23 protein-coding genes, 1 tRNA gene and 1 pseudogene are annotated in these 24325 nt (G+C 45.5%); 11 read left to right on the forward strand and 14 right to left on the reverse strand.

Translation table 11 applies throughout. From position 1 onward, the window contains the following. Positions 1 to 94: 94 nt before the first annotated feature. Entirely contained in the window at positions 95 to 712 is a 618-nt protein-coding gene (locus QUA02_RS03165) for a CP12 domain-containing protein (protein ID WP_333025243.1), read from the reverse strand. Between the two features lie 430 nt (positions 713 to 1142). Between QUA02_RS03165 and glpX the strand changes: the two genes are divergently transcribed. From glpX to QUA02_RS03180, 3 genes are all read left to right on the forward strand, one after another. Continuing rightward, positions 1143 to 2180: a class II fructose-bisphosphatase gene (gene glpX / locus QUA02_RS03170; RefSeq protein ID WP_333025245.1), complete on the forward strand. Its 1038-nt coding sequence runs from the start codon at positions 1143 to 1145 to the stop codon at positions 2178 to 2180. Between the two features lie 173 nt (positions 2181 to 2353). Further along, positions 2354 to 3646, forward strand: a complete 1293-nt coding sequence (locus QUA02_RS03175; protein ID WP_332979618.1) for a glutamyl-tRNA reductase — start codon at positions 2354 to 2356, stop codon at positions 3644 to 3646. A 229-nt stretch (positions 3647 to 3875) separates the two neighbouring features. Then, positions 3876 to 6875, forward strand: coding sequence for a UPF0182 family protein (locus tag QUA02_RS03180; RefSeq protein ID WP_333025246.1), 3000 nt, complete (start codon positions 3876 to 3878; stop codon positions 6873 to 6875). A gap of 56 nt (positions 6876 to 6931) precedes the next feature. On the opposite strand, the gene QUA02_RS03185 is transcribed toward QUA02_RS03180, so the two are convergent. From QUA02_RS03185 to QUA02_RS03200, 4 genes are all read right to left on the reverse strand, one after another. Further along, positions 6932 to 7366: a hypothetical protein gene (locus QUA02_RS03185; RefSeq protein ID WP_333025247.1), complete on the reverse strand. Its 435-nt coding sequence runs from the start codon at positions 7364 to 7366 to the stop codon at positions 6932 to 6934. A 134-nt stretch (positions 7367 to 7500) separates the two neighbouring features. After that, complete coding sequence (locus tag QUA02_RS03190; protein ID WP_333025248.1) at positions 7501 to 8445, reverse strand: PIN domain-containing protein; 945 nt, start codon at positions 8443 to 8445, stop codon at positions 7501 to 7503. A gap of 227 nt (positions 8446 to 8672) precedes the next feature. Next, positions 8673 to 10199, reverse strand: a complete 1527-nt coding sequence (locus tag QUA02_RS03195; protein WP_445305119.1) for a site-2 protease family protein — start codon at positions 10197 to 10199, stop codon at positions 8673 to 8675. 480 nt (positions 10200 to 10679) lie between these two features. After that, positions 10680 to 10753, reverse strand: a tRNA-Arg gene (locus QUA02_RS03200). A gap of 799 nt (positions 10754 to 11552) precedes the next feature. Here QUA02_RS03200 and QUA02_RS03205 point away from each other — a divergent pair. From QUA02_RS03205 to QUA02_RS03215, 3 genes are all read left to right on the forward strand, one after another. Beyond that, positions 11553 to 12227, forward strand: coding sequence for an Npun_F0813 family protein (locus tag QUA02_RS03205; RefSeq protein ID WP_333025251.1), 675 nt, complete (start codon positions 11553 to 11555; stop codon positions 12225 to 12227). A gap of 558 nt (positions 12228 to 12785) precedes the next feature. Beyond that, positions 12786 to 13853 carry a hypothetical protein gene (locus QUA02_RS03210; protein WP_333025252.1) on the forward strand — a complete coding sequence of 356 codons (1068 nt, stop codon included), beginning with the start codon at positions 12786 to 12788 and terminating at the stop codon, positions 13851 to 13853. Positions 13854 to 14008: 155 nt separating this feature from the next. Further along, entirely contained in the window at positions 14009 to 15034 is a 1026-nt protein-coding gene (locus QUA02_RS03215; RefSeq protein ID WP_333025253.1) for a hypothetical protein, read from the forward strand. A gap of 16 nt (positions 15035 to 15050) precedes the next feature. Here the strand turns inward: QUA02_RS03215 and QUA02_RS03220 are convergent, their stop codons facing one another. Both QUA02_RS03220 and QUA02_RS03225 read right to left on the reverse strand, forming a co-directional pair. Then, positions 15051 to 15326, reverse strand: coding sequence for a LapA family protein (locus QUA02_RS03220; protein ID WP_333025255.1), 276 nt, complete (start codon positions 15324 to 15326; stop codon positions 15051 to 15053). A gap of 369 nt (positions 15327 to 15695) precedes the next feature. Next, a complete protein-coding gene (locus QUA02_RS03225; RefSeq protein WP_333025257.1) occupies positions 15696 to 17129 on the reverse strand; it encodes a phosphoglucomutase/phosphomannomutase family protein in 1434 nt (477 codons plus the stop codon). 619 nt (positions 17130 to 17748) lie between these two features. Here QUA02_RS03225 and QUA02_RS03230 point away from each other — a divergent pair. Next, the gene (locus tag QUA02_RS03230; RefSeq protein WP_333025259.1) at positions 17749 to 18843 is read left to right on the forward strand and encodes a bilin-binding protein; all 1095 of its coding nucleotides are present in this window, start codon (positions 17749 to 17751) and stop codon (positions 18841 to 18843) included. A 50-nt stretch (positions 18844 to 18893) separates the two neighbouring features. On the opposite strand, the gene QUA02_RS03235 is transcribed toward QUA02_RS03230, so the two are convergent. Beyond that, positions 18894 to 19286: a DUF423 domain-containing protein gene (locus tag QUA02_RS03235; RefSeq protein WP_333025261.1), complete on the reverse strand. Its 393-nt coding sequence runs from the start codon at positions 19284 to 19286 to the stop codon at positions 18894 to 18896. Positions 19287 to 19938: 652 nt separating this feature from the next. Between QUA02_RS03235 and QUA02_RS03240 the strand changes: the two genes are divergently transcribed. The 4 genes from QUA02_RS03240 (at position 19939) to QUA02_RS03255 (ending at position 21471) form a co-directional block, all read left to right on the forward strand. Further along, entirely contained in the window at positions 19939 to 20163 is a 225-nt protein-coding gene (locus QUA02_RS03240; protein ID WP_333025263.1) for a type II toxin-antitoxin system HigB family toxin, read from the forward strand. A 58-nt stretch (positions 20164 to 20221) separates the two neighbouring features. Beyond that, complete coding sequence (locus QUA02_RS03245) at positions 20222 to 20641, forward strand: helix-turn-helix domain-containing protein (protein WP_333025265.1); 420 nt, start codon at positions 20222 to 20224, stop codon at positions 20639 to 20641. A 190-nt stretch (positions 20642 to 20831) separates the two neighbouring features. Further along, positions 20832 to 21152, forward strand: coding sequence for a DUF433 domain-containing protein (locus tag QUA02_RS03250; RefSeq protein ID WP_333025266.1), 321 nt, complete (start codon positions 20832 to 20834; stop codon positions 21150 to 21152). After that, on the forward strand, positions 21136 to 21471 hold the full coding sequence (locus tag QUA02_RS03255) for a DUF5615 family PIN-like protein (protein ID WP_333025268.1): 336 nt from the start codon (positions 21136 to 21138) through the stop codon (positions 21469 to 21471). The genes QUA02_RS03250 and QUA02_RS03255 overlap by 17 nt, the downstream gene beginning before the upstream one ends. A gap of 2 nt (positions 21472 to 21473) precedes the next feature. On the opposite strand, the gene QUA02_RS03260 is transcribed toward QUA02_RS03255, so the two are convergent. The 6 genes and pseudogenes from QUA02_RS03260 to QUA02_RS03285 form a co-directional block, all read right to left on the reverse strand. Then, positions 21474 to 21686, reverse strand: coding sequence for a hypothetical protein (locus tag QUA02_RS03260; RefSeq protein ID WP_333025269.1), 213 nt, complete (start codon positions 21684 to 21686; stop codon positions 21474 to 21476). Further along, positions 21664 to 22086: a type II toxin-antitoxin system VapC family toxin gene (locus QUA02_RS03265; protein ID WP_333025271.1), complete on the reverse strand. Its 423-nt coding sequence runs from the start codon at positions 22084 to 22086 to the stop codon at positions 21664 to 21666. The genes QUA02_RS03260 and QUA02_RS03265 overlap by 23 nt, the downstream gene beginning before the upstream one ends. 2 nt (positions 22087 to 22088) lie before the next feature. Beyond that, positions 22089 to 22304, reverse strand: coding sequence for a hypothetical protein (locus QUA02_RS03270; protein ID WP_333025272.1), 216 nt, complete (start codon positions 22302 to 22304; stop codon positions 22089 to 22091). Between the two features lie 279 nt (positions 22305 to 22583). Continuing rightward, positions 22584 to 23012 (reverse strand): annotated as a pseudogene (locus QUA02_RS03275) (hypothetical protein); the annotation flags it as partial. A 48-nt stretch (positions 23013 to 23060) separates the two neighbouring features. Then, a complete protein-coding gene (locus QUA02_RS03280) occupies positions 23061 to 23708 on the reverse strand; it encodes an ISAzo13 family transposase (RefSeq protein ID WP_333025273.1) in 648 nt (215 codons plus the stop codon). Continuing rightward, entirely contained in the window at positions 23626 to 24267 is a 642-nt protein-coding gene (locus tag QUA02_RS03285; protein ID WP_333025274.1) for an ISAzo13-like element transposase-related protein, read from the reverse strand. Before QUA02_RS03285 ends, QUA02_RS03280 begins: the two co-directional genes overlap by 83 nt. Between the last annotated feature and the right edge of the window lie 58 nt (positions 24268 to 24325).

Genomic DNA, 24325 nt, shown 5'->3' on the forward strand with positions numbered 1-24325 from the left:
AGAATTTTTTTTATTCTTCCTACTGCCAACTGCCAACTATCAACTGCCAACTATCAACTGCCAACTATCAACTGCCAACTGTCAACTGACTAACTTAACTCTCGTACATCCGGGCTTCAGCCGCCTCGGGATTCTCCTCGCAATACTCGTCAAAAGCCGTTTTGTCAAGCTTGATCGATCGCTGGTGAGAAGCCTCAGCCTGCATTTCCTCTACAATATCCCACGCTACCGCGCACTCTCTAGAAGTAGCGCCTTTCTCGGCACAGATAGTTCTGGCATCCGCGATCGCCTGTTCGATTTCTTCCTCGAATAAAACACTTTTCGGCTTCTCGACAAAATCACTTTTTGTCAAGATATCCGTTACCGAAATAATGCCAAGCAGTTTGTCCTGAATCACCGGCGCCCGGCGGATGCGGGTATTCGCAAACAGCCTCGCCACGTATTCCACGCCCAAGTCGGGATTCACTGTGATGCACGGTTTGGTCATAATCTCGAAGACGCGGACTTTGTGCGGGTCTACTCCGTAGGCTGTTACTTTGTAGACAATATCCGTTTCCGTGACAATGCCGTAAGCGTCTTGTTCGTGGCGGCGTTCCACAATTAACGCGCGCAGACAGAGTTCGTTCATCATCGCCACCGCTTCAGCTACAGTTGCCGAACCGCGAATGGTAACAACTTCTGTTGTCATAATATCTTGGGCTTTCATCATCATTTTTTATTGCTCCCCGTTGATAAAATCTAGTGCGTCCCGATTTGGGCAGAAAATTTGATTTCCAATCATCATAAAACTTCAGGACTGAGGCAACTGTTACGATAAATCAAGGATGGCGATCGATCGACTCGGGGTCTAAGCATAAATACGCGTGCGTAAGTTCGGCAACGAGCAATGTACGGGATTTAACGGATTTAACGGATGGATATTGAGGCAAGAAGGAACATTTTCTCAACTTTCCCCCTCTCCCCATCTCCCACCTCCCCCCTCTCCTGTGCCTCAATTTTCCAGCCCCAGTCTCAAAGAAGCAAAAGTTAACACAAACTAAGCCACTGCTTGCGCTCGCACAGATCCCCGCCTCTGATAAACTTGATGGCTGGGAGTGCAAAAGAGCACAAGGCACGCATCAGCAGTTGAGAGGATCTAGTTCGTGGACAATGTAATCGGTTTAGAGATTATCGAAGTAGTTGAGCAGGCAGCCATCGCCTCCGCTCGCTTGATGGGCAAAGGCGAAAAAGATGAAGCCGACAGAGTGGCTGTAGAAGCCATGCGGGAACGCATGAACAAAATTCATATGCGCGGCCGCATCGTCATCGGTGAAGGCGAACGCGATGACGCACCCATGCTTTACATCGGGGAACAAGTGGGTATTTGTACCCGCGAAGATGCCAAAGATGTCTGCAACCTAGATGAATTGATAGAAATTGACATCGCTGTTGACCCCTGCGAAGGTACTAACTTAGTTGCTTACGGTCAAAACGGTTCGATGGCAGTTTTGGCAATCTCTGAAAAAGGAGGTTTGTTTGCTGCACCCGATTTTTACATGAACAAATTGGCTGCTCCTGCGGCTGCTAAGAATCATGTAGATATTCGCAAAACGCCAACCCAAAACCTCAAAATTATCTCTGATTGTCTCGGCCGCAGTATTGAAGATTTGGTGGTGGTGGTGATGGATCGCCCCCGGCACAAAGATTTAATTAATGAAATTCGGAAAGCGGGTGCAAGAGTTCGGCTGATCAGCGACGGCGACGTTTCGGCAGCGATTTCTTGCGCGTTTTCTGGTTCCAACATCCACGCGCTTATGGGTATTGGCGCAGCACCCGAAGGCGTGATTTCCGCAGCGGCAATGCGCTGCTTGGGCGGTCACTTCCAAGGGCAGTTAATTTACGATCCGGCTGTTGTAAAAACTGGTTTGATCGGTGAAAGCAAAGAGAGCAATATCGCTCGACTTACATCAATGGGCATCACAGACCCGGACAAGATTTACAATGCTGAAGAATTGGCATCTGGGGAAACAGTTCTGTTTGCAGCTTGCGGCATTACTCCCGGAACGCTGATGGATGGAGTTCGCTTCTTTGGCGGCGGCGCTCGCACTGAAAGTTTGGTAATTTCTTCTCAGTCGAAAACTGCTCGGTTTGTGGATACAATCCATATGTTTGACCAGCCGAAATCTCTGCAATTGAAGTAGTCATTAATTAACAGTTAACTGTTGGCTGTTGACTGTTGACGGTTGACTGTTGGCTGTTGGCTGTTGGCTGTTGACTGTTGACAGTCACCAGTGATTAGCAATTAGCGATAAACTAAGAACTAATAACAGGTGACTGTTAACAACTAAGAAATAAATAGTGACAAATCACAGATATGAATATTGCAGTCGTAGGTCTCAGCCACAAAACAGCACCGGTTGAAGTTCGCGAAAAACTGAGCATTCCAGAACAGAAAATTGAAGCGGCGATCGCCCAACTGCGCGGCTACCCGCACATTCAAGAGGTTGCCATCCTCAGCACTTGCAACCGCTTAGAAATTTATATTGTTACCAGCGAGTCCGAGCCTGGTGTGCGAGAGGTTATTCAGTTCCTTTCCGAATGCAGTAAAGTTTACGTGCAGTCTTTGCGCCCTCACCTGTTCATTTTGCTGCACGAAGATGCGGTGATGCACTTGATGCGAGTGGCCTCTGGCCTCGACAGCTTGGTGCTGGGAGAAGGACAAATTTTGGCTCAGGTGAAACAAACTCACAAACTCGCCCAGCAGTACAAAGGTGTCGGCAGAATTTTAGAGCGCTTGTTCAAGCAAGCTCTCACAGCAGGGAAGCGAGTTCGCACGGAAACTAGCATCGGTACCGGTGCGGTTTCGATTTCTTCGGCGGCTGCAGAATTGGCTCAAATGAAGGGTCAGCATTTAGCAAGCAGCAAAATTGCGATTATCGGTGCTGGCAAAATGTCGCGGCTTTTGGTGCAGCATTTGCTCTCAAAAGGAGCTAGCCATATTTCGATCGTCAACCGCTCTGTGCGGGGCGCATTGGAGTTGGCAGGTCAGTTTAAAGATGCTCAATTGCACCTGTATCAGCTCTCGGAAATGATGCAGGTAATTGCCGGCTCTGACTTGGTTTTTACCAGCACAGCCGCTACAGAGCCGCTGTTAAATAAAGCTAAATTGGAAGCTGTTTTAGAACCCGATCGCTCTTTGATGTTGGTGGATATTTCTGTGCCGCGCAACGTTGACTCGGATGCGAAGGAACTCGCTAATGTGAAGTCGTTTAATGTGGACGACTTGAAAGCAGTGGTAGCTCAAAATCACGAAAGCCGCCGCAAAATGGCAATGGAAGCTCAGGGCCTGCTGGAACAGGAAGTAGAGGCTTTTGATGTCTGGTGGCGCAGTCTGGAAACTGTTCCTACTATTAGCTGTTTGCGGGATAAGATCGAATTGATTCGCGAACAAGAGTTAGAAAAAGCTTTATCGCGTCTGGGTTCCGAATTTTCGGAGAAACATCAAGATGTGATTGAATCTTTAACAAGGGGAATTGTGAATAAGATTTTGCACGATCCGATGGTACAGTTGCGCGCTCAGCAGGATATTGAGGCGCGCAGGCAAGCGATGCACACTTTGCAAACGCTGTTTAATTTGGATGTGGATGTCAATCAGCAGTACAGCTAGCTGGTTTTTTTTCGATTCAAATTTCGATTCAAATTCGGTTAATTGCACGTTATATTTGTAGGGACACGGCATTGCCGTGTCCTTACTCGTAACTTATATCATGTCCGGTCAATTACCCGCAATCAAGGTGTTTGCAGCATCGGAATGAAAGTCCTCATAAAAATCTGAGGACTTGCATTCCGATGCTGCAAACCAATTTTATAGCGATCGTTCGAGCAGACATAATATTATGATTTTAAGAAGGCGAATTTATCAATTAATTTTACTGCTTGTAGGGCTATGGCTGGTTGTGGAGTTAGCCTCCCGCGTTGCGGCAGAAATTCTCTGGTTTCAGGAAGTTGGATATCTTCAGGTTTTCCTGTTAAGGCTGAAAACTCAAGGGTTACTGGGGGTAATTCCAACTGCCATTTCTGTTGTTTTTTTGATGGGAAATTTAGCCTTAGCGCGCCGCCTGCAACATCCGGCAGAAAACATAAAATCAGCGGGGGCGCTATTCGCTTCGCCGAGGGCGAACAAAACGGGGAAGAATTACGAATTACCTGTTGCTAAATCTCAAATTACCTTTTCCTGGCTGCTGTTGGCGGTATTTGGATTGAGTTCGATCGCAACTTTGACAGTAATTCACTGCGGGCTGTTAGCTGCCAACAGTCTCACCTATCTCGGTATAGCTGGCAATTTGCCTGCACCGCCCGTACAATTTGGAGTTGAGGCAATCCCACAAATAGCAGTGCAGATATTTTCTCATTGGTGGCAGTTGGGATTGCTGCTGGGGACAATGTTAGCTGTGGTAATTAAGCCGGATTTTTGGCTGCGGACGATCGCCCTTTTGCTCAGTTTGGCGATCGGGCTTATTGCAGCCAGTCGCTGGACAAATGTTTTGCAATATTTCCACCCTACTAATTTTAACACAACCGACCCTCTTTTTCATCAAAATATTAGCTTTTATGTATTTATTTTCCCAATTTTAGAGTTGCTAGGCTTCTGGCTGACAGTTGTCTTTTTGTACGGTTTAGTATCTTGTGCTTTAACATATTTGCTGTCGGGAAATAGCCTGAGTCAAGGGATATTTTTGGGGTTTTCGCGATCGCAACAGAGGCACTTGTACGGCCTGGGTGCAGCTTTCATGCTAGCCACCGCACTCCTGTACTGGCTGGGGCGCTACGCATTGCTGTACTCGCGCGGAGACGTTACCTACGGGGCGAATTATGCTGACGTGACAGTGCGGCTGCCCTGCTACGGATTTTTGAGTATTTTGGCGGGGGCGATCGCACTTTTGATGCTGTGGCAGGTTTGCCAATTCAAAAATCAAAATCAACTCATCAAAAAGATTATTCTAGCGTGGCTGAGTTTAAGTTGCTTGGGAAATTGGCTGCTGCCAAAAATTGTGCAGCAACTGATAGTTAAACCCAACGAACTAGCACGAGAACAGCCGTACATCCAGCGCAGCATTGCCTTTACTAAAGAAGCTTTTGACCTCAACAAAATCGAAATAAAAACATTCGATCCCGCCGGAAAACTTACTTATGCCGACTTAGAAAAAAATCAACTGACTATTAGCAACATCCGCTTGTGGGACAAGCGACCGCTGCTGCAAACAAACCGACAGTTACAGCAAATCAGACCCTATTATACATTTCCTGATGCTGATATCGATCGGTACACAATCAAAAATGAAAAAGCACAAAAGGGAGATTCGGAAAGCCAACAGGTGTTTCTGGCAGCGCGGGAATTAGATTACACAGCAGTTGCGCCAGAAGCTCAAACTTGGGTGAACGAACACCTAGTTTACACTCACGGTTACGGCTTTACTCTTTCTCCCGTAAACAGAGTCGGTGTCGGCGGTTTACCCGATTATTTTGTCAAAGATATTGGAGTTGCAGCCCAGACAGGAGAGACTGCTTTGGCAATAACCAACGATCGAATTCGGGCCAGTATCCCGATCGGCTACCCGCGAATTTACTACGGCGAAGTCACCGATACAAACGCGATGACACCCACAAAAGTCAAAGAATTCGACTATCCCAGCGGCGAAGACAATGTTTACAATACTTACAGCGGTAGGGGCGGAATCGATCTCGGATCGATGTGGCGGCGCTGGTTATTTGCTAATTATCTTAAAAATTGGCAAATGGCGCTAACCCGCAATTTTACGCCAGAAACTAAATTGCTGTACCGCCGAAATATTAACAAAAGAGTCCGGGCGATCGCCCCTTTTTTGCACTACGATTCCGACCCGTATTTAGTAGTAGCAAATGCCAATCTTAGCCAAGATGATATAGAAAAAGAAAAAGATGAAAATGGCAACGAGATTAAACCTTCACCCTCGGCGACTGATAAATCTCCCAACTATCTTTACTGGATTATTGATGCCTATACAGCGAGCGATCGCTATCCGTATTCTGACCCGGGAAATCATGAATTTAACTACATCCGCAACTCCGTTAAAGTAGTGATTGATGCCTACAACGGGTCTGTTGACTTCTACGTTGCCAATCCCTCCGATCCGATTATTAACAGTTGGATTGCTATCTTTCCCGGACTCTTCAAACCCCTTGAGAAAATGCCTCCGGCCCTCCGCAAACATATCAGATATCCAGTAGATTTGTTGAGCATTCAATCGGAACGCTTGCTAACTTATCACATGGAAGACCCGCAGGTATTCTACAATCGGGAGGATTTGTGGCGAGTTCCCAATGAAATTTACGGCAGCGAACAGCAGCCGGTAGAGCCGTATTATTTGATTACGAAACTGCCAACGGAAACAGCAGAAGAATTTATTTTGCTGCTGCCATTTACACCAGTAAGTCGCAACAATTTAATTGCTTGGATTGCAGGGCGATCTGACGAGGAAGATTACGGAAAATTGCTGTTGTACCAATTTCCCAAACAGCGATTAGTTTATGGCCCGGAACAAATAGAAGCTTTAATCAACCAAGATCCGGTTATTTCCGAACAAATATCTCTCTGGAATCGCCAGGGTTCAAAAGCGCTTCAAGGCAATTTATTAGTAATTCCCATTGAACAATCTTTGTTGTACGTGGAACCTCTTTATTTAGAGGCCGAGCGCAATAGTTTACCAACTTTAGTCAGAGTTATTGCTGCCTATGAAAACCGCATCGTCATGGCCGAAAATCTCGACAAGGCACTCAAGGCACTTTTTCAGGCAAAATCTACCAATAAACCTGCGATTGTTCGACCTGTAGAAGGAACAGCCCCGGCTTTGAATTGATACTTAACTTTCTTATTATAGCGCCCTCAGCGCCCAGTCGATCGAGCAAATTGGCGTTAATAATTGTGGGGACTAATTCCATTTCGCCGCCAGAAATCTGCAGCCCAAACAGGTAGAAAAAGCGCCACAAACAAAACCAAAATTAGCATTGTTTTTTGTTGCGAAAAAGTTGTATAACGGCTGGTAATTCCTAGCGCAAGAGTCCCCGCGTTCAAGAAAACGCCTGCGTACATTCCTTCCGGCAGAAACGCGCCTGCAAATCCTACTGTCACCGCTTGCGAAAGAAACATTAGCGCCAAAATCCCTAAACTCGGCAAGGATGAAGTCAGCACCCAATAAGTGGCTACAGTTCCAACTAAAGCTCCTGCGATCGCAATTACTGTATCCCAAAACGGTGCAGTGCAAAAAAAAATAAAACAGACTGCAAAAGCATAAGCAAATCCTGCCAAAGCTAATGCCAATCCACTAAAGATTTCGTTCCAGTTCAGCATTATTCAAACATCACGATATCTGCGTTAATCTGCGTTAATCTGCCTGCATCTGCGGTAAAAAATTCTAAATTTCCGAAGCTGTAATATCGGTGATTTAGTTAGATATTAACTATTTGCTCCGGTAACGAGATCGTTTACCTAGGGTCTATCGACTTGACAAACTCTCGCACAGGCTGCGGTAGAGCCGGCACAAAAGTCTTTCTAAAACCTTTAACATCGAAAACTCGCCACAAAATACCCACCGCTACCGTCAAGAAAAATAACGCTCCCAAAAAATTGAACGCACTAGACAGAAAACCGCTGTCCCTTTTTTTCGGAGGTGTAATATGTTTCATGCGATATACAGCCGGCTCGTAATCTCTCGTCTCCTCGCGACTTCGCGGCGTTTTGGGGCGCGAACTCGCACTGCGGCTCCCAGTCAAACCCGTTTTATTAGTTTTAGTAGAACTGCTGGGCGACTTCAACTCAGAAGTGCGCGTCTCCGTTAACTTGCTAGCAGAAGTCCCAGTTTTGCCAACAGCAGCATCCTGAATTCTGCTGTTAGAGCGCTGAGTCAATTTGCGTTCGGCGAGAGTGCGCATCAAACTTTGCAATTGCTGAGTCGCCGCCGGCGGGCGTTCCCCTTTCCTCGCCCAATTTAACAGCATCGCCCCGGTAATCCCGCAGAGATTCGTAGCCCCCACAGAAGCCAGCCGCTTCAGCAGAGGCTGGCTGTTGGACACAAAAATCACCAATGCCTCTGGATGTTCCTGAGCCAAACCGTAAACGCACTGAGCCGTCGCCACCACCAGCATTGCTGGCTTGCTTTGATTTTTAATCGAAGGTTCCAGAGCTCGGTGCGTTTCCTGAGCGTCAGTTGCAATCCAGCCGCTGTCGGCAAAAAATCGCATAAACTCTCTAGCTACTTGCTCTTGAGCTTTTTCCACCGCTTGCCCTGTCAGACGATCTATTTCGTCGTACACTACTTCCGGGATATAGCAAGTTCCCACCTTGGCATATTCTTGCCACACTTGGGTCCTGCCAGCCATCAAAACATCTGCATCAAAAGTTACCAATACAGGAGGAAGTTGATTAGCCATGACTTTATCCTAGATGCTCAGATAGATGATTTTTACTTTATCGATCGAGTTTAAACAAATTTTGGTTTGTACAGAAATCAACTTTGGTCATAGATAAATAACCAGGGGGCAATTAGTAATTAGGAACGCGATCGCCCTTCCGTTCCCCAGTTCGATCGCCTAATTCCTACATTTCACTAATCTACCGCAAGCCAATAGCCGATTACATGAAAGTCGCGCGGCTGCTGTTAGTTCCCGATTAAGAGACGGCCCGCCAAAGCCGGAGTCAGCGGCAACAGCGCAGCAACCATCAAGAACAAAGCTAGCAAACCCAAAGCCGCGCGAGCATCGTCCGGCTCAGTCAGCTCGTTGAGGCTCGGCCGCTCCAGATTCCGCTGTAAAATCAGAATCACGATCGCCCAATACAGAGCCAAAGGATTAACTAAAGAAGCGATCGCCAGCACCACAAACGTCGCCAAAGTCGCGCGACTGGCTATTTTCCGGCCGTAGATTGCTTGTACGATTCTACCCCCATCCAACTGTCCCGCCGGCATCAAATTAATCGCCGTGATTACCAAGCCCAACCAACCGATAACTACCAGCGGGTGAACATCAACAATCGGCTGTTGCAAGGCCGAACCCAAAACCACTTTTGCCAAAATTCCCACCAAAACCGAGCCCTTGAAATATTCTGCGGGAATTTGAAACAAACTGCCGGGGTGAGACAGCAGCAAACCCGTTACCAGCATTGCCAGAGCAACTGTTCCCCCAGCCGCGGCCCCAGCAAAAGCGATGTCAAACAAAACTTTACGGTTGGGTAGCAGCGACTCAAAACGGTCGATCGCCCCAAAAGAACCTATCTGCAAAGTTGGTATAAAAAATGGCCAACTCAAGCGAACCTTGTACCGATTTGCCACCACTCGGCGAGCAATTTCGCTAGAGCCTAAAACCGCCCAAATTCCCGCTGCCATTGGCAAAACTTCTAGATATCGACCCGGCGAGTTAAAGAAATCGAAACCCAGCAGCAAACCGCCTGTTTCCAAGCTGGTAGCAATTGTTGCCAGCAACAGCACGACTGCTAGGATTTTTTGAGATACGGTAGCTGGCTGCGGGTCGTTTGTGCTGGGCAAGATAATAACTACCGGCTTGTCGTCCTGATTTTCTACTAAAAATAGGCGGTAGCGATCGTTTAATCTTTCTTGCAAACTTGCCGTCAAACGCGAGTGTACTTGTTCGGGGTCTCCCCGGAGATTGCCTTTCAAGATTACCCCATCTTGATAGGGAATCGTTTCTGTGGCAAAGTAAGTATCGATGCCAAAGATGCCTTTAATTGCCTTGAGGTCTTCAACTGGAACGGGAATTATTTCTAATTCATTAGTTGCAAGTGGCGATGTGACGATCTTAATGATTTCTTTGGCTGGTGCCGGCCCAGAGTCAGGGGCCGAGAAACCATCGCTTTGGGACTTTAACTCAGCAGGATCGCGCGAGCTCCGCACTGCATCGGAGGCAGCCTTACGCAATTGCCGGCCCAGATAAATGTACAATCCCGTGGATGCGACGAGCAGCAACAATACCGCAACTAGACTGAGGTAAATGCCGGCGGCGAACAAACCAAAGAACAGCAGCCAGGGACTCATCAGCGCAACTGACTGCAACCAAGCCAAAATTCCCAGTTTGCCAAAATATCTGGCGCGATAGAATCCCCAACCCAGAATTCCCAGAGCAACCAATATGAGTGCAATTGTTGCCGTATTTTCCGATGCAATTATCGGCATTCCGGTTGCTTGCGCGAATACGGGCTTTAATCGGTCGATCGCGCTGCGGTCGAGTAATAGCATTAAATTTTGGGGAATATGAAATATAGTTGCTGGGAACATATCCAAACCTGTCGGAAACTAGCCTGACTACTAAGGATAACGCCTGAAGGCTACTCGGGTCACAACCGGCTGCTGCTGCTGCTGCTGTTTTAACATCGCAGGCGATGGCTATTGACACAATAGACTTTTTATGATAGCACCTCGGCTGTGGCAAACATCTACTCAGAGGGGTAGCAGTGTCGATCGGGAAGCGGGAAGATTAGCCCCGTATCAATCGGAAATTGGGCTGCTGGATTTCGCGCGTTCAAGACAAGCAATGTTTCGGATACCGGTATCCGAAACAAATCCGAAACAAATCCGAAATAAATCAGGTTTGGGCCACTGTCTCCTTTACGGTAGAAAACGGCCCAAACCCTTGATGGTATTAGGTTTTATTAACGGGTACGGCAGGACTTGAACCTGCGGCTCGCTGCTTAGAAGGCAGCTACTCTATCCAACTGAGTTACGCACCCAACTCAAAAATCGCTAACAACATTATTGTATCGGTGCAGTGTGCGATCGAGCAAGTAAATATTTGATGACTTACGCATAAACCGGTTTGATGTACGAAAATACCTCAAGCATCAAAAGCAATAGTTTTGAAACACTCACCGACTATGAGGTGCGGTGATTCTTGACACTGGCGAGCTCCATCCACTCCGCAAGCATAGTCTTACGTTTTCGACCAGGTTATTTAGAGTCGTGGCAGTTCCCTATCTCGACGGGAGCGCGGTCATAACACAAAGCCGTGCTTTGAGGACGGGGTTTAAAACCCAATTTTTTGATAAATTTAGCCGAGTTTTGTATAGCAGTTGAGCCACAGTGACTAATTTGCCGATCTTTAGCTATGTGTGCGAACCTTCCGATCGAGTTGATATTTGAGAAAAATGTGGTAGAACTAGGATTGAAAGACTCAGGTGAAAATCCCTGATGGTACGGAGCCTCAATATATAAGCGGACTCTATGGCATCAAAGCACAATAGTCAATCGCCCGATCGGCACGATCGCGAAAATCAAGCGTTGCCAGTACAGCAGTCGTAAGTTGTGCGCGGGGGATTTTCCTTCGTGCATTAGTTTATATGCCAAGGTTGAGAAACAATCTCAGCTTAGATATTTGTTAGCATTTGTTAGCAAAAAAGTATCGGAACGCTTGAGGAGGGCAATCCTGCTAATTTAAGTGGACTCGTTGAATCAAGAATCCCCTCGCCTTTAGGCTTGGAGAGTGTCAAAAGCACAGCACCTCGGCCATGACAGGAGTCAAATCGCAGTGTCATGTTTATTCTGAAACGGCAGGATGTTGAAATAACCAATTTTCAACACCCAAAACGGGATCAACAAATTCCCATTCTCAATTATCAGGGGCAGACTTTTCGCCTAATCAGCGCCTTCAACGGCAAGCAAGCAGAAGACGCCAGAGCCTTGTGGCGGGACTTAACCGACAACCGAGGCAAAGCCTGTGTTCTGCTAGAAGAGCCGGATCGATATAGCGTCTGGGGAAAAGTCCGTTTAGATCAGCTTGCCGGCGAAGAACCGGCAGGTACTGAATCCGCCAAAGCACCGCTGTTCGCGCAGGCTTGCCTGCTGCTGCTCCAAGCTGTTTACTTCGATGTAGAAGACCTCTTAGGCGCAAGGCAAGCCGCATCGTTTCAGAAAGATATCGCCAAGGTATTTCAGCAGGGAAACTTCCCCCAGGCAGACTCCCCTGATGCAATCAAAAATTGGCTAACCGTTAGTCCCTTGCAAAGTCACAAGGTGCCCCCTTGGCAAGAGCAACATCTCAAGACCTTATTGCAAGAACTCCACCGTTTGGGCAAATCATATTTTGGCGATACGGGCTTCGCTGAGGGAGTTAGCGATGTGCTGCAAGATATGCCAGCACCGGATCGCACTCAGTTTCTAGATTGGCTGAAACAATCAGCCCTCAACAAGTTGTGGCTCGCAGCATAGAAAATCTTTGACAATTGCTCAGACAATTGGACGCAGATAATTGAGCCGAGATAATTGCACTGTAGGGGGTACGCGATATACAGGTTGGATTGCTAACTTGTATTGACCAACCAAATTGTTGAGTCGGTTTGGAGGCAACCTACAGTCTGGCAATTTAGCTAAATTTAGCTCGCACTCCCCACCCACAATCATTGATATGAGTGGGGTAGTGCGAAAGCAAAAAAACAGAAACAGCAACATTTGAGGGTATAATTTAAGAGAGATAGTGGGTAGTGTAAAAGCCTTAATGGTGGAGACATAAACCGTCTTTCTATCATCTATTACCGGGCAAAAGATAGACTAACGACTAATTCGTTGAATTAGTAAATAGATATGATTCTTGCTTAGTCTTTCTCTTAGTGTACGAGGGCAAAATTCCCGACGACACGCACGCTTGACGCCAGTTTTTCCCGGAGCGTCAGATCAATGTTATTTGGCGAAATAATCCTCATCTACAATCAAAAATTAAAGATTGAGATGGGGTGCGTTCAACCGCTAGTTAGGTCTCGTGAAATCCCTATGAGTAGCACTTCAGAAAAGTCATCTACATCTCCATCTTTACTGTCAGCTCAGACCCTAGTGATTGCGGGCATTGTCTGGGCTGTCATGGCGCTGCTGTTCTTTTTGCTGTTCAGCGTCCCCCTCTCACAAGAAGAGGGTTTACCTCTTTGGTACTCGATCGGCACTTATATTTTTGAATGCGGAGCATACTTCGGAGCGGCTTTAGTCTGTTTTAGAAACTGGCAAAGCCCGCACATGGCCAGCGGGCGCAACGTCTGGCTGGGCATTGGTCTGGGGATGCTGTTCTATTTCATAGGCGGCGTGCTGTTCGGGATTTGGGAACTCTATTTCGGGTTAGATCCGGACGTGTCTCCTGCAGATGCCTTTTATCTGGGCAGCTATGTGGTACTGATCGGGGGCATGGTTGTAGCTGTGACTTCCAAGCGGCTGAATCTAGAAATTTGGCAGTGGGGTTTGTTAGCGGGAATAGCAGCCTTCGGGATTGCTGTAGCTATCTGGGTTGCGGCCCCTGACTCTTGGAGGGTACAGCTAGGAATGGCTCCGGCAGCCACTCAGGAAGTAGTGACAGAATCGGCACCAGCAACCGCTACCAAAGAAAGAGCGCCTGCTTTGGACAATTCGTCCAAGTTACAGGCAAAAGGAGCAGCAGCGACTGATGCTCAATCAGCACCCGAAGAAGAAGAAGCAGCAGCAGAACCAACTAAAGCTCCGGCATGGGTGATGGCACTTGACAAGCAACTGTCGCCTCACAAAAATGCAATCAATTTGTTTTACATCGTCGGAGACGTTTTTCTGCTGATTATTGCTACTGCACTGCTGCTGGCGTTTTGGGGAGGACGTTTTTCCCAATCTTGGAGGATGATTGCGGCTGCAACTTTTTCGCTTTACATCGCAGATATGTACTTTAAATGGCGGGATACTCAGGCTGAGGGTAGTTATCAAAGCGGCAGTTTGCTGGAAGTCTTTTTTGTTTTCAGCGCCATCCTGTTCGGAATTGGAGCTATCTTGGAACATGACATCTCAACCCGTTCTCGCCAGAGCAGGCGGACTCGTCGCACCGCGTAGCGATTGGAGATTTGGGTTGCTTCGGCAAGCGATTGGGACGCCCCAGCTTTTTTGTCCTTGCCGGCATCTCTCAACTTCAAATCGAAAATGAAAAATCACAGTTCGCCGATCGCACTTCCTGCGTCTTTTCACGTCTTTTTGCTGGAAAACTTGGCATGACGCCCACAAAACTCTCCGATTCAGACAAACGGGAAATCCTCAGACTGTACCGACAGTCGGACGAGAATACTATCACTCTGGCCAAGCGCTACGGAGTGAGCAGTTCGACTGTGAGGCGCATCCTTCAGGGCGCTTTGTCGGAGCCAGAATACGAATTTCTGGTCCAGCAAAAACAAAAGCGTTTGTCCGATCGCACCAGTGTTTCTGAACCGACAGAGGCGACTGCTGAATCGTCGGCGGCCGATCGCGAAACCGATCCTGTAGGTGTCCCCCTGTCTGAGTCAGTCCCCGTCCCGCACTCACTCCAAAATTCGAGGCCGACGATCCGAAAGCGTTCTTTATCAGACGCCCAACCAGTTGCGGATCTCGAAATTCGAGGAACTTTACAGTCGGATTTGGATGTTTCTGATTTGCCAGATGCCGAAGCAACCTATGTTGCTCCTCGCAGCGAGCTCCCTGTTGTGACTGGGGAACTACAGGCAATGCTGCCCGACGCAGGATTGCTCGCAGGTGAAGATTTTAGCGATTTCGACGAGGATGAGGATGAGGATGAGGACGAGGATGAGGACGAGGATGAGGACGATTTAGATGACGACTTCGACGAAGATTTAGAGGATGAAAACTCTCTGTTTGAAAGCAGTCTGCTGGGTTCTATATCCTCGGGCGAGTCGATCCTCTTCGAGGGCTTCGCTAACGAGCTTCGGGCTAAAGGGCTGATTCAAGTTTTGCCTTTAAGCGAAGTATCTCTGCCCAAAATTTGCTACTTGGTAGTCGATCGGGCCTCCGAGTTAATCACTAGACCTCTGAAAGCTTTTGGCGAACTGGGTCAAATTCCGGTGGCGGAAATTCGCGAGAAAACTCTGCCTGTTTTTGACAATCACCGAGTGGCCCGCCGATTTGCTACTCGCAATCAAAGGGTTTTCAAGATTCCTGATGGCAGGCTGCTGCAAAAAGCTGCGCCTTATTTGCTAGCTAAGGGAATTACTCGGCTGCTGATTGACGGTCAGGTGTACTCCTTGTAAGGATTCAGCAATTAACTTAATATTCTGCGGTGTCGGATTCTTCTGGATTTGCCTGAAATTTGGGCCGCGAACCTTGGGAATCGGAAAGGTTCCACAGCGGTTGCAGCAGCGCACCGCCGATCAGTCCTGCACTAATGCTCATTGCCAATACTACTCCTACGGGCATTTGTATCGATTTAAACAAGATAAAGTTTAAGGATACTGGGGCGGCGTTCTGCACTGAGATAATGCCGATCGCGCTTGCTAAAATTGCTACTAAAAAACTAATGGCGAGCAGAGGAATTGTTTTCATAAAAGGGTTGACAGACTAATAATTTAACTGATATACTTTTTTCATAATCCCAATCTGTGTCCCAATAATATTTTGGCAACCATCCCATTATTTATTAATATACAATAAGATTAGGGGAAAAGTCAAGTAGAGGCGGAAAAAATTTCGGATTTTTTTTAACTATTAAAAAATAAATTAAAATAAATAAATTTACAAATCCCAAACTTAAGCAAATCCAATTGTATTACAAATATATAACTGACTGAGCAGTATCGATAATTAATGTTCAGACGCGGTGCCAAGAGTTATCAAAAATACGTAAGGTGCGCAGTGCGCACCCTACAATCTCAAGCCGTAGGGAAAAAACCCCGCATTGGAATAGGTGGAAATTTAAACAGGTTCTAAGTGGGAAATTACCTTTTCCATGTATTCGGCAACTTTGGCTTCTTTTTCCACAGAATTTGTTTCCATGTAAACGCGCATTAGGGGTTCGGTTCCCGAAGGCCGCAGCAATACCCAGCCGCCATCTTCAAGATAAAGTTTAATTCCGTCTTTGCGGCCGATTTCCTTAACACCAATACCCGCTATTTCCGTCGGGGGATTCTTGGTAAAAGAATCCAAAACGGCTGCTTTGTGGGCTTCATCTAGGTGCAAGTCCAAGCGTTTGTTGTACAGGGGGCCGCCGGCTTCTTTAATGGCTTCTTCGACTAGCTGAGAAAGCGGTTTGCCTTCATAAGCGATCGCCTCGGCGACGAGCATATCAGCCAAAATCCCGTCTTTTTCGGGGATGTGACCCAAAACGCTCAAACCGCCGGATTCTTCGCCGCCGATGAGCACCGCTGTTTCCCGCATTTTTTCGCCGATGTATTTAAAACCGACTGCGGTTTCGTAGATTGTTAAACCGTACTTGGCGGCCAAATTGTCGAGCAAATGAGTAGTTGCGACGGTACGGACGATCGCCCCAGTCAAGCCTTTATTCTTAACTAAGTGACGCGCCAGCAGCAACAGCACAGTGTTTGGAGTCAAGACATTTCCCAACTCGTCAACAATCCCAAAGCGATCGCTGTCGCCATCGGTAGCCAAACCCAAATCAGCCGCATCCTTCTTAACAGCTTCCACCAACTCGACTAACTGTTCGCCCTTGGGCTCGGGCATTCCGCCCCCAAACAGCACATCGCGGTAGGTGTGAAAACTTTCGACATCGCAGCCGCAGTGTTCCAAAACGCCGTCGAGATAGCCGCGAGAAGTCGAATAAAGAGCGTCGTACTTGACTTTCAACTTAGCAGAGCGAATCCGCTCCACATCGATCAAAGTATAAAGAAACTTCAGATATTCGGGTTTCGGGTCAAAAGTGGAGATTTTATCGTTGTGACTGCCTTTGGCTGGGGCATCAGAAGCACCAGCAATATTTGCCACAATTGTATCGGTAATTTCCGGGGTTGCCGGGCCCGCGTAGTCGGGGATGTATTTGATGCCGCAGTAAGGTGCGGGATTGTGCGAAGCCGTGAACATCAGAGCTCCTGCGGAGTTGAGATGCTTGGCGCTGTAGGCGATGACTGGTGTGGGGCAATCTCGATCGACCACGAGCACCGTCCATCCCAAATCTGCCAAGACTTCAGCCGCCGTGCGGGCGAACTCGTCTGCCAGAAAGCGGGTATCGTAGGAGACTAGAACTGGGCGGTCTTTAGTGTAAGCGGTTTCTAGGTAACTGGCGATCGCCCGGGTGACTTTCCGCACGTTGGCAAAAGTAAAGTCATGGGCAATCAGTCCCCGCCACCCATCGGTTCCGAACTTAATTTCTGTTGAATTGCTGCTGGCGCTCATTTTATCCACTTCCTCTCGTCCTACTAATCCTACCCGAAGGTATAGCCTTAAAGAGCTAGTGGCCGTGCTGTTTTTGAGGAGCGATCGCCCGTGGGGCCCAATCAACCTAATCTTATCGTTGTAGGGGCAAGCTCTCTCTGCGGGAGGAGGACTCGAACCAGCCGGAGTGGGTAAAATCTCAAATCCCCCCAAACCACTACGACAGATAAATTAATCAAAGTCACCGCTCGATCGTGCTGTAGCCTAGATTTTTTGAGAAAGTAGGGCGATCGACAAAACCGATTTAAAACAAAGATAAAATATTTCAAATCTCACTTTTTTTGAGACACAATTGACTTTAAGTCTGAACTTGTAAGACAAATTAATTTTATTTCCTGCAGGTTTTACTGGTAAAAAAAAATATGGTGGCGACTCACAGGATGACTGTGTTCTAAAGCACAATCAATAACGTTATTAACGTATATATTATAAAAAATGCAGGCAGTATAGCCAAATGACCTATAGTTTTAAGCACAATGGCGGATGACTGTCAGCGTACAAATGCAGAAAATTGTAGTTAACAACATTAAAAATTAGGAGAACTGATCGAGTGCGATTTTCTAAAAAAACGAGGTTTCTGATGACGGATATTTCACAAGTATCTTCAAAGTCTTTACCAGCAGCAGACGAAATTCAACAGGGCGACAGTCTTGCGTCACAGGGTATTACCGACTCGGACACTCACAAAATCCCAGAGGCTAAAAGTGTCAGCGTTTCTTCCTTTGCAGTTAGCTGGGCAAAAAAATATTACAGTACCGTGGCGGCACGAGAAAACCAAGCGCAGCGGCAAATTCCCCCAAGCCCAGAGTTGACTAATTTTGAGGGAAATCGAGCTAAAATAGTTGACAAATTGACAAATACCCTGAAATTAGCCAGCGAGATAGCTTGGAGTAGAGTAGAAGCTGTTTTAGGGGAACAAATAGAGCGGCACGCGATCGATCCGAGCTTAATTAATCCTTTAGAAATTGCTGCCGACACTAGCACTTTATATCGGAAAGCAATAGACGCTTACGCCGATAGAGAACCTGTTTTCCGCTTGTCAGTGCTGGTGGGAAAAGATATTATCCAAGTGAGGCGGAAATACTCAGAGACAGATCCGTTAGTGCTGGGATTTGTGACGTTAGAGTTTCAATACACTAGCAAAATCTTGTTAGGATGTCTTTCGGAGTCGGAGCGATCGGAATTTGCACCATACTTCAAAGTTGTAGACGATTACCTGCACATTCCCTACGGAGAGATTAACGAGGCTGCGGCGAATCAGCCCCCGAATTCAAGAGCTCTATTAGCGGTTCAGCATTTGTTGCAGCAGACGACTAAGATTGCTAGTGCAGTGTACGATCGGGCTAGTTCCCAGCATCAAGGATACCGCAGCAGCAGCGGTTATTTGAGCGATCGGGAGGTAAAAATTTCTGGCATCCGGGATGTCGAGATTTTTCAAAGCTATTTGTGCTGGTGCGTTTTGGAAGAAAGCATGGGCCCGGTACAGCAAGAATTATTTCCAATTTGCGTGATGCTGTATCCGAAACTTCGTGTAAGTTGGGAGCTAGTGCAGGATATGCTGCTAATTTTGTGTGGGGAAATATCCGATCGGCTTCCTACTGAAGATTTAACGGTATTTTTACCTTATTTGCGTACTTTGACAGAGATGTTTTCGAGGAATGTCTTTGAAAATTAGGTAATTGGTAATGGGGCATTGGGGCATTGGGCATGGGTAATTGCCAATCTCTATTTGAAACTCCAAGCTGCAACTGCCAAACATCCCCAACCGACAATAAAAGCAACTCCTCCCAATGGGGTAATGGCACCCAGCCATTTGATGTCAGTCAAACTCAGGGCGTACAAACTGCCGGAAAAGACGATCGTGCCGGCAATAAAAGCCCATCCAGCGACTGCAAAAAAGGTTTGAGACTCTTGGGCGCGGCTCAAGAGTAAAGCGACGAGTAATAGAGCCAGGGCATGATACATTTGATATCGGGCGCCGGTCTCAAAAATTGCTAAAGCTTGATCGGTCAATTTCTCTTTTAAAGCGTGAGAGGCAAAGGCGCCACCGGCGACAGATAAACCTCCGAATACGGCTGCGGTTGCTAGGAAGATTCGAGTTAAGATTAGTGATGACATAATTTAATGATTAATTGAATTTAATTTAATTTTACCGTTGGGTGGGGATTGTCGATAAAGCAATCGCTCTTTTTTTACCGCTGATAAATGTGGATGGATGAAAGGGCGATCGTTTTTATGATAAAATTAAGACTATCCATGTAGTAATTGAGCAATTAAATCACCATGATAGCTGAACTTATGGTACAACCTTCTTACTGGATTGATAGTGAGATTTCGATTCAGAAAGTCAGAAATCTTTACTTATTCAAATTTACGGAAAATCTGCAAGCTAGATTAAAAGAATTGGCAGAGCAAAAAAGGCTAATCTTTTAACTTCAGAAGAGGTTGTAGAACTAGCAAGTTTATTAGAACTGGATCGGATTTTTACCTTAATTAACGCTAAAGTTATAGCAGCTTCATGTCCATTATTTTTGATGGAGAGAGAGGGGCGATCGCTTTTATCGATTTTTGTGGCTGTGTTGACGGTAGTGGTGGAAAAGTCGCTATAAAAATTAACAAAAAGCTTGTTTAATCGAATAATAGTATGATATAATTTATCCTATTCATGTCGTTATGGCTATAATGTTGCGATCGCACTTACAAATGTTTATAATATGACAAATGCGTAAGTTGAGAACAAAATCTGGTGTGGTTTATAAAAAAAGGTTAAATGCGTGTTATCAGCCGAAAAGTCCTGCGAGATTTCTGTGAAAGCCATGCGGATTCCTGTGATGTACTTTATGACTGGTATAGAGTGTCAAGTAAAGCTGAATGGCAGAACTTAATTGATGTTCAGCAGACTTATCCAAAAGCTGAAGCAGTTGGAAATTTTACCGTATTTAATATTAAGGGAAATCGATATCGCCTGATAGTTGATTTGGTTTACGATTCTTAAAGGATCTACATCAAATATGTTTTGACTCACGCTGAGTATGATAAGGATGAGTGGAAAAATGCTCCGTACTTTTGATGCAAAATCTTATACAGATTTACTGGTTCGATATCAACCAAAACCGATCGCAACTGAAGCAGAAAACGATGCCGCGATCGCTCTCGCTTGCGAACTGGAACACCGCCCCGCGCGATCGCCGGAGGAAGATATATTTCTGGATCTTTTGATAACGTTGATTGAAAAATTTGAAGCTGAAAATTATCCAATAACCGCAGGCAATTCTGCTTCAATATTGCAACATTTAATGGATGCGAGAAATTTAGATAAATCTGACTTGATTCCAGTTTTGGGAACGGAAACAGAGGTTGAGGAAATTATGGTTAATCGAAGGGCGATCGAAATAGATGAAGCCAGAAAAATCGCCGACTTTTTCCAAGTCGATCTTAGTTTGTTTATCGAATCGCGATCGCAGCCTATCTAACAGCAACAGCGATCGCCCTTTCACACAAAAGAGCGATCGCCACACAATATCTGTAGTGGCTTTCGCATTCCTCACGACTGGCTTGACACCCAAGTTTGTGTCAGGTAAAATAAATATCTACTTCTCTGATTATTAACTGGTAAAATACACCGATCGGATGAACTAACAAAACTGACTCAAAGGCTAATTTATGGTAAACATAATTTCTGAACATATTACAATTAATCCCGGTTTTTCCGGTGGGCAACCTTGCATTACTGGACATCGAATTAAGGTACAAGATGTGGTAATTTGGCATGAGGAAATGGGAATGTCACCAGAGGAGATTATTTACCATTATCCTTCAATTACTCTAGCTGATGTTTATGCGGCTTTGACTTATTATCACGATCGTCGTGAAGAAATTAGGACACAAATTAGAGCAGATGAAACCTTTGTCCGCGAGTTGCAAGCCCAAAATCCGTCTATCCTTCAGCAAAAATTAAAAAGCCTAAATGTCAAGAAGTATTAACTTTCATTTAGATGAAAATGTAAGTAATGCCATTGCGATCGGCCTGCGAAGGTATGAGATTAATGTGACGACTACAACTGAAGCAGGCTTATTGGGAAAGCCTGATGAACTTCATGTAGAATTTGCGATGGCAGAAGGGAGAGTGATTTTTACTCAAGATGCAGATTTTTTAAGGATACATCAAGCTGGATTACCTCATAATGGAATTATTTACTGTCAGAAAAATAGTCGATCAATTGGGGAAATTTTGAGAAGTTTAGTAATGATTTGGGAGTATCTTGATTTGGACGATCTGACAGGGCGTGTGGAGTTTATTTAAGACTAACAATCGCCCTTCCTATCCAGAAAGGCGATCGCCCTTCTTCCAAAAAAGCGATCGCCCCACAATATCTGTAGGCGCGAAGCATTCCCACGAGAATCTTTGATGCGATCGATAACTGAATTTGGGGAATGCAACGCCTGAGCCTCAACGACAACGACAATCCCAAAACTTTTGTCAAAATTAATGAATTTAAACCGTCCAATCTTCAGCACGTAATTCCTGAATCTGCCCGAAGTCTGTTAAGTTACGAGTGAGAAGTATCGCATCATTAGCTATGGCGATCGCTGCAATCTTCAAATCCATCGAACCCAGACGAGGATACAGCTTTTTCAGCCGTTGAAATTCGGCAGCAGAGTTGTCATCAAACTCAATGACTGAGATAGCACAATAATTTTCTAATTGCTTTTTTAAGCGTTTATAAGCTTCAATTTGTGCTTGAATCGATCGGGCTCTGGCAAGATAGCTCAACCAACCGCGCATTTGTTCTTCATAGCTGATAATGGTTACTGATAACTCATCGGCTTGCAGGGTAGAGAGTTTAGCTAATAAACGTCGCGTATTTGCTCCACTATGTTCGAGGATACTTAAGGAATCTGTATCAAGAATGTACATGATTAGTTTCGTTTTCGGAGTCCTTGACGGCGGAGTGATCGCCGATATTGATGGCCCAATTTCATGGCTTCATTGTAAACCGAATCTTGGGCGAAAGTACCTGCGATTTTTTCCCACCAAGGCGTTACCGAAACTGCTGGACTTTCTACCTTCTGTCTGATCTGTACGACTTCGGCTTCTAGCGCGGCGACTCTTTCTTCAATTGACAAGGTTGACATGGTGGATTGACCTGGATTTTAGGACAATATCAGTCTATCATTTTTATTTACAATGCGTGGGATGAGCGATCGCACTTTAGATAAACGTGGATGGGAGAAAGGCGATCGCATCGCCCTTTTTTACCGCAGATAAACGTGAATGGAATAAGGGCGATCGCAATATTTTATTGTTGTAGCAAGTTTCACGGTTGGGTGGGGGCGGGTTTATCAAGATTATCTGTGGGTGGCATAATCGATCGGGCGGGCACGGGGGCACCGCCCCTACAAATTAGATTTAACTCAGCTAAACCTGAAATAGCCACCACTCAAGCTCAAATTTGCACCTCCTTGGAGAATGCTAATTAATTCATTTTGAGCCGAAGCTTTGCGGTAAATAGCCGTACCAGTTTGGTTAGCTTGCGAGAAAGGAACTAGCAAGTAATCATCGGCTTTACCCTGCAATTGAATACTATCTTCACTGGCATTAAAATCAGTAATCAGCGCGTAGTCGCTATCGAGGTTATCGTAGTAAGTGTTATTGACATCTCCTAAAACGAAAATATCGCTCCCACTTCCACCAGTTAAAGTGTCAATTTCCTCAATTCCGGGGTTGATAGCATTGATGTCAACTCCGGTGAGGATATCGTTACCATTGTCGCCTTTAAGCACGTCGTTACCAAGTCCACCAAATAGGCTATCATTGCCATCACCACCGATGAGAATGTCTTGCCCTTTCTCACCATCTAAGGAATGAAAATTTAATAACTTTAGCGTCTGCTAAATAGTCGGAACTGCACGATAATTCCATTTTGGTAGATATTCATCAAAAATAATTTTCATTGTTTCTTTAAATCCCTTAGCTACTTTTCGACCAGTTTCATAAATTTTATCGCTCACATTTACTACCACAGAAAGCCCGGTTTTAGTATGAGTTTTTGCCATGAGTTTTTTCACTAACTCAAGAGAAGTAAAAATTACTCCTTGACAGGCTGTGGTTACGTGAGGAAACAAACGATGTTCAATCGGATTATACTTCGATGTATAGGGGGGATAGTGTGCGATTCTAATTTCTATTCCTAGCTCGTCAACTAATTTTTGTAAATCCGATTTAAAGATATGATGATTGGAATTATTACTGCCACCGCCATCGCATTTTATCAAAATTGAATCGGCTTGAGGGTAGATAAATTTTCCGTAATTAACCCACCATAATTTTATCGATTCACAAGCAAATTCACTCGTGTCTTTACTGATTCCGAGGTTTAAATATCCTCGGTTATGTTGCAGATCATAAATTCCATGAGGTACTACTTTTCCTTCAGCCAAACTCCAAAAATCATGGTCAAATGTCGTAATAGCTTCCGTAGTATATAGACTTCCTGCTCGATATAGATTTCCAATAAATTCCTTTTTTTTCGTGTCCATACGCTCCAATCGGATTTCCCTGCAACTCATACTCGGCGGTAATTCTGGCAAGATTTTCAAATTGTTCATTACGATTCTTGGTTACTCCGGTTGTTTGTTTTTTTTGAGCTTGGCGTTTCACATATCCATGTTTTTTTAACAGTTTTTGAACAACTGTTGTACTGACTATTGTTTCCTGAGCTTTCAGACCTTCAACTATTTGTTGCTGGGTAAGATTTGTCCATTTAATTTTTTCCGACATGGGATCTCCGGCTGTATGGTTTTTTAAGACTTCTAAAAAACGCTCATTTAAATCAGGTATTTCAGACTCCCTAGTTTTTCTTCCTCCTCCACGTCGGCGAATTCTCTGTCGATCAAAAGTAGTGTCTGATTCAGTTTTTAATTCCTTAATTCCCTTGGCTATTGTATTCCTGTCTACTCCCAAAACTCGGGCTATGTAAATAATTCCACCATGTCCAAGTTTTACGGCTTCTATCGCCGCATATTTTCTTTGGTCTTTTTCAGATAAAGACTGATGATGTTTTCGCATTAAATCAGTAATTTCGTCTGAGTAACACATAAATTAAGTTAGTAAGAAATGATTTAAATCAAAAAATCTTGGGCGACATAAGAAGAAC

The sequence above is a fragment of the Microcoleus pseudofavosus SVA1_A4 genome, assembly GCF_036700565.1.
Lineage (GTDB): Bacteria > Cyanobacteriota > Cyanobacteriia > Cyanobacteriales > Microcoleaceae > Microcoleus.